Origin of the sequence: Nostoc sp. PA-18-2419, from assembly GCF_005869855.1 — a bacterium.
Classification (GTDB): Bacteria; Cyanobacteriota; Cyanobacteriia; order Cyanobacteriales; family Nostocaceae; genus Nostoc.
Genome location: NZ_SZNH01000008.1, coordinates 49,446 through 61,250, shown reverse-complemented (window position 1 = coordinate 61,250; position 11,805 = coordinate 49,446). Strand labels below are relative to the sequence as shown.

Annotated in this window: 9 protein-coding genes; 2 read left to right on the top strand and 7 right to left on the bottom strand. The window is 40.6% G+C overall.

The genetic code is table 11. From position 1 onward, the window contains the following. From dhaL to FCR06_RS10405, 4 genes are all read right to left on the bottom strand, one after another. Positions 1 to 639, bottom strand: a complete 639-nt coding sequence (gene dhaL, locus FCR06_RS10420; RefSeq protein WP_138499285.1) for a dihydroxyacetone kinase subunit DhaL — start codon at positions 637 to 639, stop codon at positions 1 to 3. Position 640: 1 nt separating this feature from the next. Then, entirely contained in the window at positions 641 to 1,714 is a 1,074-nt protein-coding gene (gene dhaK / locus FCR06_RS10415) for a dihydroxyacetone kinase subunit DhaK (protein WP_138499283.1), read from the bottom strand. A 66-nt stretch (positions 1,715 to 1,780) separates the two neighbouring features. Continuing rightward, complete coding sequence (gene def / locus FCR06_RS10410) at positions 1,781 to 2,308, bottom strand: peptide deformylase (RefSeq protein WP_138499281.1); 528 nt, start codon at positions 2,306 to 2,308, stop codon at positions 1,781 to 1,783. Between the two features lie 84 nt (positions 2,309 to 2,392). After that, complete coding sequence (locus FCR06_RS10405) at positions 2,393 to 3,625, bottom strand: HhoA/HhoB/HtrA family serine endopeptidase (protein WP_138499279.1); 1,233 nt, start codon at positions 3,623 to 3,625, stop codon at positions 2,393 to 2,395. A gap of 164 nt (positions 3,626 to 3,789) precedes the next feature. Here FCR06_RS10405 and dnaA point away from each other — a divergent pair, with 164 nt between their 5' ends. Then, positions 3,790 to 5,163: a chromosomal replication initiator protein DnaA gene (dnaA, locus tag FCR06_RS10400; protein WP_138499277.1), complete on the top strand. Its 1,374-nt coding sequence runs from the start codon at positions 3,790 to 3,792 to the stop codon at positions 5,161 to 5,163. Between the two features lie 787 nt (positions 5,164 to 5,950). Further along, positions 5,951 to 7,063: a sulfate ABC transporter substrate-binding protein gene (locus FCR06_RS10395; RefSeq protein WP_138499607.1), complete on the top strand. Its 1,113-nt coding sequence runs from the start codon at positions 5,951 to 5,953 to the stop codon at positions 7,061 to 7,063. A gap of 121 nt (positions 7,064 to 7,184) precedes the next feature. Here FCR06_RS10395 and FCR06_RS10390 read toward each other — a convergent pair whose 3' ends face one another. From FCR06_RS10390 to FCR06_RS10380, 3 genes are all read right to left on the bottom strand, one after another. Beyond that, positions 7,185 to 7,550, bottom strand: coding sequence for a cupin domain-containing protein (locus FCR06_RS10390; RefSeq protein ID WP_138499275.1), 366 nt, complete (start codon positions 7,548 to 7,550; stop codon positions 7,185 to 7,187). Between the two features lie 136 nt (positions 7,551 to 7,686). Beyond that, complete coding sequence (locus FCR06_RS10385; RefSeq protein WP_138499273.1) at positions 7,687 to 7,839, bottom strand: lmo0937 family membrane protein; 153 nt, start codon at positions 7,837 to 7,839, stop codon at positions 7,687 to 7,689. Positions 7,840 to 8,381: 542 nt separating this feature from the next. Further along, positions 8,382 to 11,702 carry a GAF domain-containing protein gene (locus tag FCR06_RS10380; protein ID WP_138499271.1) on the bottom strand — a complete coding sequence of 1,107 codons (3,321 nt, stop codon included), beginning with the start codon at positions 11,700 to 11,702 and terminating at the stop codon, positions 8,382 to 8,384. Positions 11,703 to 11,805 lie beyond the last annotated feature (103 nt).

The following is an 11,805-nucleotide window of genomic DNA, read 5'->3' as shown; positions in this document are numbered from 1 at the left end:
TTATTCCACAGAACTTTCCAACACCTTTAACAAACTTTTCAACATCAAATAAGCAGAAGTCCCTCCCGGATCTTGATGTCCAATACTTCTTTGTCCTAAATAACTAGCCCGTCCTTTTTTTGCCTGCATTGGTATAGTTTCCTCTAAGCCTCTTTGAGCAGCTGCTACAGCCTGCTGCATAGCTTCCACAGTATTCTGATTTTCTCTTACAGCCTCCCTAAAAGCCGCCACAGCCGGAGATAACACATCTAGCATTGTTTTATCACCTACTTGAGCTTTACCACGTTGCAGCACGCCATCTAACCCCGCTTGCAATAGCTCTAACATATCTTGTTCTGTTAATTCCTGCTTCATAGCTACTGCTGTACTGGCTCGCAAAAACCAAGTACCGTAGAGAGGACCACTGGCACCGCCAATAGAAGAAATCAAGGTCATACTCACGGTTTTGAGAATGCTGCCAATGTCTTTGTCTGCAACAGTGGGTAACTGAACGCTTACCTTTTTAAACCCGCGATCCATATTTATCCCGTGGTCTGCATCTCCGATCGCCGCATCTAATTCTGTTAAATATGTTTTATTCTGCTCGATTTCGGATGCAAATGCCTGTAACCATTGTAATATCTGCGCCTGAGTTACCATATTAAATTCCCCAGCGCCAAGTTGGCGTTTTTACTGGTGCATCCCATAGCCGGAGTATTTCATCATCTAACTTCAGCAGGGTAATGGAACAACCTTGCATTTCTAGAGATGTAATATAAGAGCCTATTAAGTTTCGGACAATTTGCAATCCTTGTTTTTGGCAGATTTGGGCGAGTTTGCGGTAAACAAGATACAACTCTGAAACCGGAGTTCCACCCATACCATTGACAAAAGCTAATAAGCGATCGCCTTTTACAAATGGTGGATCGATTAGTTCCACATCTGCCCATTCTCCTTTGTCTTCATCCCACTCCCGCACTATGCGAGTGTATGCTGTATCCTCAATGAGCGATCGCGTCAAAATTTCGGTAATCTCATCTACTGATTTGAAAATTGTACGTTTTCTTCCTGGCTCACCGTGAATACCGATACCTAATTCAATATCGTCATCACCTAATTCAAATATCGGCGTTCCTTTAGCAGGTGTGGTACAGGATGTCAGAGCAATTCCCATACTCCGCCCGTACAAATTTACCCGACGACACAAATTTGCTACAGATAGCAAATCGTACCCTTCTTCTGCCGCAGCACCACAAATTTTTTCTGCCAGTATTGTTGTTCCGACACCTCGTCGTCCTTGAGTATAAAGGCTGTCCTTGACTGCTACATCGTCATCAATCAAAATATTTAGCACTCGGATGTCTTCAGCACGGGCTAACTCCGTTGCCATTTCAAAGTTCATCACATCGCCACTATAATTTTTGACGATATAAAGGATACCAGCGCCTCCATCTACTTGCTTGGCTGCTTCTAGCATTTGGTCAGGGGTAGGTGAAGTGAAAACTTCCCCAGGACAAGCTGCATCAAGCATTCCTCTGCCCACGAAGCCAGCGTGCATCGGTTCGTGACCACTACCCCCGCCAGAAATAATTGCTACCTTACCTTGTACAGGTGTATCACTCCGATAGACAAAAGCAGGATTAAAGTTGACTTTAATTAAATCAGAATGAGCGACTGCCATACCTTCTAGACTTTCGCGTACAAAGTCTTCCGGTTTGTTGATCAGTTTTTTCATGGTTTGGTCACTTCTGACAAAGAGGAATTGAAATTAGTTAATCAGCCAGAGAAACATTATTTACGGTTAAGTCTTATTTACTACTCGTTGTTGATATTCCTGTTCAGTAATCATATCGAGAGTGTTCTCTAAGCGGTCTACAAATACGATGCCGTCGAGGTGGTCATATTCGTGTTGAAAAATCCGAGCAACGAAATCGGATAATTCTTGCTTTTGTAGATTTCCTTGGCGATCACTGTATTCCACTTCAATACTTTTATACCGAGGAACTAACCCCCTAATTCCTGGAACGCTCAAACAACCTTCCCAATCTTTGACAACTTCAGTCGAGTGAGCAATGATTCTGGGATTAATCATGGCAGTAGGTTCCATTTCCGGCGCGTTGGGATACCTGGGATTAGGGCGGGAAGCCACAATAAATAAACGATCAGAGTGTGCAACTTGAGGTGCAGCAATTCCCACGCCGTTAGCTTTGACAACGGTAGCCATTAAGTCATCGATTAATTTTTGGATATCTCGATCTTGAATATTCTCAACCAAAGCAGCTTTTTGCCGCAGTGTTGGATTGCCTAATTGAATAATTGATTCAGACATGAGAAAACTCCTTTGGAAAATCGGGAGATCTGAGGAGGCGGCGACGCAAAGAAAAACCAATGACAAATGGACAAATGACCAATTTTATCCTTCACGTCTTACAGGTAAAGGAGCAGGTCGAACTGCTACTTGGACAATTTGCCCATTGCGTTCTACTTGCATTGGGAGGTTGGTACCAATTTTGCTATTTTCTACTAGCTTCTGTACTTCTTCAATTTTAGTAACACGCTGGTTATTAATGCTTTTAATTACATCACCTGGTCGGAGTCCAGCTGCGGATGCGGGCGATCGCGGTACAATTTCAACGAGCAAAACCCCTTCATCTGCTGTTAAATTTAAGCGATCGCCTGCGATGTTTTTGATTCTTTCTTTGTTTTCTGGTGTCAGTGTCACCATTTGCACACCCAAATAAGGATGATCTACCTTGCCTTGAGCAATTAATTCCTGGGCAATTTTTTGCGCGGTGTTAATTGGAATCGCAAATCCCAAGCCTTGAGCGCCTCGGATAATGGCTGTGTTCATTGCAATTACTTGGCCGCGAGTATTTAGTAGTGGCCCACCAGAATTACCAGGGTTAATGGCAGCATCGGTTTGGATATAGTCAACCCGCTTATCACTAGCACCAATATCACTACCAGAACGGCCTGTAGCACTAATAATCCCAGAAGTAACCGTGTTATTCAAGCCCAAGGGGTTACCGATGGCGATTACTGGTTCTCCTGGTTGTAAGGCATCTGAGTTACCGATAGATAGGGTTGGTAGATTATTGGCGTCAATTTTAATTACAGCTACATCTGTTACTGGGTCTTCACCCAAAACTTTACCGTTAAAAGTGCGACCATCTTTGAGTGTAACAGTTACTCTATCAGCGCCGTCTACTACATGGGAATTAGTCAAAATTTGACCAGAGGAATTAATGATGAATCCAGAGCCGCTACCGCGTTCTACCCGTTGTGTCGGCTGTGGCGCTGCGTCTCCAAAAAACCGCCGCAATAATGGATCGTTAAATTCTTCTGGTACACGAGAAGTAATTGTTCTGGAAGAATCAATCCGAACCACCGCAGAACCCACATTTTGCACGACTTTTACCACAAAATTAGGATCTCCAGACGATGAAATAATTGGTGGAGGAGCAATTATCGGATTGGAAGCAATTGGCTTTTCGGCTTGAGGATCGCTTTGTTGACTCTCAAAGGTTTTGGCAGGTAAAAGAGAGCAGCTCCCCAGCAACAMCACTATTGAGAGCATCCACAACCTGTGGGGCAAACCCCTGGTATTAATATTTTTGAGTATTAAGTCATGGTTTGTTATCTTCATGTGTCGTTGCTTCTCCCTTGTCAGTCAGTGGGTGTTAGGATCTTGCCTACCGGGTATGTCCCAAAATGATTACAACTTAAAAGCTTGTTCAGGTCTAGCGTCTGGGGATGCTAAATTGATGCTTTCTTTTCTATTGTGACGATTAGCAGCAAAGGTGGTGGAGAATGGAAATTTCCATAGAAAATCTGTGGAGTCAGGTACTAGAGCGCTTACAACTTGAGCTATCCCGACCTACCTTTGAAACTTGGATCAAAACTACTAGTGCAGAACGATTAGAAAATAATTGCTTGGTGATACGTACTCCTAATCCATTTGCTCGTAATTGGTTACAGAAGTATTATGTCAACACCATTGCTCATGTAGTACAAGATATTTTGGGTCATCCTGTAGAAATTTACATTACTGTTGTTCAAGGTGATGAATCTCATGTTAATGAAGCAGAGGTTGCTTGGGAATCACCAAATCCTAGCAGTATTTATGAACCCATTTCTCATAACAACCAAAAAACTACGGAATTAAACTCTAAATATATATTTTCACGTTTTGTAGTTGGCGCTAACAATCGCATGGCTCATGCTGCTTCTTTGGCAGTTGCCGAATCTCCTGGAAGAGAGTTTAATCCTTTATTTTTATGTGGTGGCGTTGGCTTAGGTAAAACTCATCTCATGCAGGCTATTGGTCACTATCGCTGGGAAATTTCTCCAAATTGTAAAATATTTTATGTTTCTACTGAGCGATTTACCAATGATTTAATTACAGCAATTCGTAAGGATAGTATGCAAAGCTTTCGAGAGCATTATCGAGCTGCTGATGTTTTATTAGTAGATGATATTCAGTTTCTTGAAGGTAAGGAATATACTCAAGAAGAATTTTTTCATACTTTTAATACTTTACACGAGGCAGGTAAACAAGTTGTCATTGCTTCTGACCGTCCTCCTAACCAAATTCCTAGTTTACAAGAACGTCTTTGCTCTCGGTTTTCTATGGGGTTAATTGCAGATGTTCAAACACCGGATTTGGAAACGAGAATGGCGATTCTTCAGAAAAAAGCTGAGTATGAAAATATTCGTCTGCCCCGGAATGTAATTGAATATATTGCTTCTAACTATACTTCTAATATTCGAGAATTAGAAGGAGCTTTAATTCGAGCTTTGGCTTATATTTCTATTTGGGGTTTACCAATGACGGTGGAAAATATTGCCCCAGTTTTAGAGCCACCGAACGAAAAAGTGATGGTTACCCCAGAAGCAATTTTGACAGTTGTTGCTGAGAATTTTGATGTTTCAATTGATGACCTAAAAGGAAACTCACGACGCCGGGAAATTAGCTGGGCGCGTCAAATTGGTATGTATCTGATGCGTCAACACACCTCTTTGAGTTTGCCGAGAATTGGGGAGGAGTTTGGTGGTAAAGACCATACAACGGTGATCTATAGTTGTGACAAAATTGCTCAACTCCAAGAGAGCGATCGCACTTTAGCACAAACACTACGCCAACTGAGCGATCGCATTAGTATGACTAGCCGCTCTCAAAAATGATGTCATCACTCAAGCAAACTCAATATCTCGTTTTGAGTTTTCGATTCTATACTTTGCTTAGTTGGAAAATAGTTAATTTAAAGTTTTCCACAACCATCTTCCTAAATTATTAGTCTTGAAAGCTAAACTATTACTCGAAAATATTAAGTAACGTATAAAAATTGATTAAATTTAACTTAGCTTGTGGAAAAAATCTTACTTTTTGTGGAAAAATCTGTGGAAAACTTGAGATTTTTTTGATAAAACTTAATTAAGTATAATTACCTTGTGGAAAAACTATGGTATTTTTCCACAAGTTTTCCACAGGCCTTTAACTGGTTGAATTCAGATCCAACATAGCTTGTAATAGGTTTTCCACAATTTCCACAATACTAGCGATCAGCACTACTACTACACTCGAATTCAAATCGAGTAGATGACGATTCCGTCTAGTAGCCAGATGTAAAACCTGTTTCTGCTGTATGTGTTGTGGGAGCGATCGCACAACTAACAGTGACAGCTGTAACGCTACTGTTAATACTAAGGGCAGATGTTTTATTCAAGCTGTAAATCTTTTGAATAAATAGTTAGCAAAACTGATGTCACCACAAGCTGGCTTCATTGACAATTTAAAATTAGGTTAACAAAAGGTTATGTAACCTTAGCTACTGCTCTATAATCACCTTAAACTACTATATCTCGCGCAATTTACCGCAGTTTAAGGAAAAAGTTGATGAACCAGTGGCCAACAACTTCTCAATCAATCAGACGCTTCATCGAGTTAGTTCAAACTTATACCGTCATCTCTATGCAGGCTATCAGAAAATGGAAGCTACATCCAATCAGAAGTTGGACGCATAAGCTTTCTTTGTGGGGCTTTATTAGTTTATTTTTTATCGGAGTTAGCTTGAGTGTAGCGATAACAGCTTGTTCATCACGCAATGCAGATAACACAAGTAATGTGAATTCCACTGTCAAGGATAATATAAAGCTAACGCTTGTTTCCTACTCAGTTACCAGTGAAGCGTATAAGCAAATTATTCCCAAATTTATAGAACTGTGGAAGAAAGAACATCAACAAGATGTCACTTTTGAGCAGAGTTATGAAGGTTCTGGTTCTCAAGCATTAGCTGTGATTGATGGCTTAGAAGCCGATGTAGTACACTTGTCACTCGACCTTGATGTTCAGAAATTAGTTCAGTCAGGTTTGATTCAACAGGGTTGGGAAAAAGAAGCGCCTAATGATGCAATAGTTACTCAATCTGTAGGAGCGATCGCTATTCGTCAGAATAATCCTAAAAATATCAAAACTTGGGCAGACTTAACACAAAATCAGGTGGAATTAATTACAGCTAATCCTAAAACGTCTGGTGGCGCGCGCTGGAATTTTCTTGGTCTTTGGGGTTCAGCAATCAAAACTGGCAAAAACGAAGCTCAAGCATTAAACTTCATCTCGAATGTTTATCAACATGTACCTTTGCTACCCAAAACTGCTCGTAATGCCAGCGAACTATTTTTTAAAAAAGGTCAAGGTGATGCTTTGCTCAACTATGAAAATGAAATGATTTTATCGGCACAAAATGGTGAAAAATTTACATATGTAGTACCCGATGTCAATATTTCCATTGACAATCCTGTAGCTGTCGTAGATACAAATGTCGATAAACATAAAACTCGTTTAGTCGCAGAAGCATTTGTTAAATTTCTTTACACTCCAGAAGCGCAACGAGAGTTTGTCAAGTTAGGATTTCGCCCTGTTGATACCACAATTGCCAAAGAAGTAGAAGGCAAATATCCGAAAATAAAAACTATTTTCAAAGCTCAAGATTTGGGAGGATGGGACGAAATTCAAAAAAAATTCTTTAATGAAGGTGCAATCTTTGACCAAATTCAAACTAAGATTCACTTGAAACAGGTGTAGGTTGGGTTAAAAAGCGAAACTGAACTTCAAACCTTGATATTGTTGGGTTTGGTTGCGTTTAACCCGACCTACCCCTTTATTCTTTATTGTCAAAATTTCTTGGAACTCTTGGTAACTCTTTCTAGGGAGAATATACAGTCTCGTCTGACTGACGCCATGCAGGATCGACTATGCATATAAATACTAGTGGTTCAACCCCAGAATTCCGAATAAATTGTTTAGCATTGGGTGGAATATAGACAGCATCTCCTGGTTCTACTATCTCTAGTTCATCATCTATGTGCATTTCTCCTTGACCACTAAGAATGTAGTAAACTTCAGAAGTTGTCAAGGAATGAAGTGTAGAGGTTTGGCCAATGGGCAATATTGCATGAGCTAGACTGTAGCGTAATTTCAAAGGTTGCTTATCAGGATGCAACAATTCTCGCAAGATAGTACTATCACCTGCAATGAATTCTGCACATGCATTAAGTTTTTGTACTAACACTGTAAAAAGCCTTTAAAACAAGAAATAAACTTTAATTGTGGCTGACTACCAGCCATTAAAAAAGCCCAAATTTAATCTTCCAGCTAGCCCATAAACAGAGAAGGCCGATTCATCAGGGATGTTATTAGTTATTCATCTAGACATCACGGGCTTTGAAAAAATTGTAAATGGCAAGTGCAATAGCTAAAAGCAATACTGCATGAATTAAATTACCAGCAATATGAAGTGTTAATCCTAGTGCCCAAAAAGCAAACAGTACAACAACAATGCCCCAAAGTATACTCAACATATATTTACTCTTAGTAAAGTGATTTTTAGTTATTGAAATATTTTATAGCTTAACTTCAGTTTTACTGTATTTATCTGGAGATAGGTTTATAAATTTAAATCATCCTTCTTCAGGAATAAAATTTAGTAACATGAGCCTTGAGTGGTTTTCACCAGTCATTCTTGTTTAGTTACATAATAATAAAATAAGGTTCTATTTACTATCTCACTTCACAAGGGGAGTAAGGGACTTCCAATTAAAAAAATATTCCATCCCTGCGGGACGCTACGCGAACGCCTTGAGGGCAGGGGAGCAGGGAGCAGGGAAAGAGAAAGTCGTTTTGATGGGCATGAAATTGGATAATTTATTTTCTGGAAGTCCCTAAGCTGTTAAGTATTTAATTTACACATTGAGGTTGCTGGGTAGCAGGGAGCAAGGGAGAGGGTTTGCAGCTTTTTTGACAATGAAAATGGTGCAACTAACTTGTAGGCACGAGAGCTTACTATAACCTCAGACCAAAAAACTTGGATTTTGTTGGGTTTGGTTCGACCTAACCTCAATGGTTAATAGTGTGATTTGGTGATTTGTGTAATTGGAATTTCAATCCAAAATTCTGTACCTAATCCTGGCTCAGAATTACATTTAAATACGCCACCGTGTTTATCCACAACGATCTGGTAACTAATTGATAACCCTAAGCCAGTGCCTTTTCCCACTGGTTTAGTAGTGAAAAATGGGTCGCAGATTCTTGCTTTCAGGTCTTGGGGTATTCCTGGGCCATTGTCTGTTATGCGAATTACTACACTCTTAATATTCCCTTCTATCTTCCCAACAGCAGTATGGATAGTAATTTGACTGCTATGAAGTTTGGATGTAGAGCCTCTGTAATCTTCTAGGGCATCGATCGCATTGCTTAAAACATTCATGAATACCTGATTCAATGGCCCGGCATAGCATTCTACTAAAGGAAGGTCACCGTACTCTTTAACTAATTTAATCGCCGGACTTTCTGGTTTTGCTTTTAAGCGATGCTGCAAAATTAGCAAGGTGCTATCAATACCCTCATGGATATTAACTGGTTTTTTTTCTGCTTGATCGAGGCGGGAGAAGTTCCGCAAACTCAAGACAATTTGCCGGATGCGATCAACGCCAATTTTCATTGAGGAGAGAGTTTTGGGTAAATCCTCAGTCAAAAATTCTAAGTCTATTTCTTCTGCGCGCTCGCGAATTACAGGGTTGGGGTTAGGGGAGTTTTGCAAATACAGGTCGAGGATACTGAGTAAATCTTGGGCGTATTCACTGACATGATTAATGTTGCCATAAATAAAGTTGACTGGGTTATTAATTTCGTGGGCAATACCAGCTACCAGTTGACCTAATGAAGACATTTTCTCAGTCTGGATGAGTTGGGTTTGAGTTTGTTTTAAATCATCCAAAGCTGTAGCCAGTTTTTCTGCCTGCTCCTTAGTCTGATTGAGTAATTCGACTTGTTGGAGTGCAACCCCAAGCTGATTGGCAATTTGAGTCATAAACTTAATTTCTGAGGTTTCCCAGTGACGGGGTGCAGAGTTTTGGTAAGCTGCTAACAAACCCCACAGCTGTTGCCCAATAAATATTGGGGCGATCGCATACGCCTTTGCCTGAATTTGCTCTAGGCCTGCAACATGGCACTCAGAGTGACCAGCTTGATAGATGTCATTGACTGCAAAGGTTTCATTGTGGCGATATCGCCCACCTTGGGTTTCCTGCAAATAGGTATCTCGCCAAACTGTGTTAGTATCTGGACTTACTAGCTTTATCCAATCCTCACCCACAAACTCCGCAATGTATTCACCACTCCAATCAGTTTGGAAGCGGTACACTGCAACTCGATCCGCTTGTAGTGATTTACAAATTTCTTGAGTAGTTGTCTGAAAAATTGCATCTAAATCCAGAGATTCCCTAACTTTGGCCACAACTTCAAACAATACCCTTTGCTGTTCTGCTGCTTGTTGTAAATCTAAGGCCTGTTCTCGTGTCTGAGTGAGTAATTGAGCTTGCTGGAGTGCTACCCCCATTTGAGCAGCAATCTGACTGATAAAGTTGATTTCAGAAGCTTTCCATTGACGAGGACCTGAGTGTTGATAAGTTGCCAGTAAGCCCCAAAGTTTTTGTCCAACAAAGATTGGAGCAAGCACAAAAGCGTGAATTTTAAACTGCTCTAGATTGTCGATATGACATTGAGCAAACCCCATTTTGTAGATGTCATCGACTGCAAATGTTTGATTGTAACGGTAACGTCCTCCCTGGGTATCTTGTAAGTAGGTATCATTCCAAACTGTATTAATACCTAGTTTGGACTCATTCGACCAGTATGGAGTAGCAGCCTCGAAATCTCCAACAAATTCACCACCCCAATCACCATCAAAACGGTAAACAGAAACGCGATCAGCTTTGATTAATTGACAAACCTCTTTAGTTGTTGTTTGAAAAATCGTATCTGTGTCCAAAGATTCACGAATCTCAGCAATCACTTTAAACACAGCCTGTTGTTGTTCAGCCGTCCGTTGTAATTCGCTTGTGCGCCTCTTAACTTGGTGTTCTAAATTTTCATTAAAGACTTGTATTTGTTGATATAGTTCATACTGTTGAATTGCAGAAGCAAAGTGTTTACTGAGGTTTTTAGCCAGTTCAATTTCTTCGATTGTCCATTTTTGAGCTTGTGCTTTTTTTGCTTCACGCCAAACTTCAAAGGATTGTCGGGGGTACAATTGTCTTTGATCGCTGTCATACTGTCCCGCCCACAGGGTTTCTGTATCTATTTCGTTGCGGAAAATAGTTAAATAGCCTAGCAACTGCTGACGATATTGAAGTGGAATCGCCAACATACTGCGAATTTTAGTTGGTTGAAAAGCAACTTGCAAACTTCGCAAACTAGAAGTTAGATAAATATCTGAAATTGCCCAAACATCGTATTCTTCACTGGACTTATAGTGTTCTTGCCAAACATTATACTGCTCTATCAGTGGATATATCGTCTGTTCTGGCATTATAGGTTGCTGACCACAAGTATAAAGTTTGATGCAGGTGTTTCCAGGAATTAAGCATTCTGTGAAGCTCGCGACCCTGCTATGGTGAAAATCAAAAGGTGCATTTCTGATGCAAAGCCGACCACCAACACCATCAAAGGCAGTAACAGCGGCTTCTAGGGCTGGCTGTAATACAATTGTCGGGAGTGAATGTAGTAAGCTAGCAATGTGGTTAATGATGGTTTGTTGTTCGGCTGTTTTGCGGACTTGAGCCAGGAGGCTACTTTGAGCGATCGCTATTGAGAGCTGATCGACTACCATCTGCATTGCTTCTAGTTCATATTCTGAAATCAGACGCACTTGGGAATTATGAGACACCAACAGCCCCCAGAGTTGATTTTGATAAAGGATAGGGGCTGCAATGCTGGATTTGACACCCATTGCTGTCAAATACTCAATATGGCAGGGGTCTACAGGGCGGTAACGGATTTCCTCTGTTATGGTTTCTCCACTTTCTAAATCACGCAGGTGACTTTGACCAACTTCTTGAGTATCAACGTTGACAATAGAACGCACCCGTGATTTAATAAACAGTTCGCGGGCGGTGGCTGGAATATCATCAGCAGGGAAATTCAGCCCCAGTAGCGACGGCAAGCGATTGTGATAAATTGACTCAGCAATGACCTGACCGCTACCATCGGCATGAAATTTGTAAATCATCACTCTGTCAGTTTGCAGTAGTGATCGCACCTCTGCTGTTGTTGCTGTGATAATCTCTTCTAATTCCAAGCTTCGTCGAATACGGTTTGTAATCCGGTGTAGCAAACTTTCTTCATGGCGAGTTTGCCGCCAGTCTTGTTCTGAGTTCGAGGTCATTGCTGATAATATCTTTAATTAATAATTTTTAAACATAGATAATTAAATCTAATAATATTTTGAAATTTATTGAATCAATTTGTCTTCAGTAAAACTACGGCAA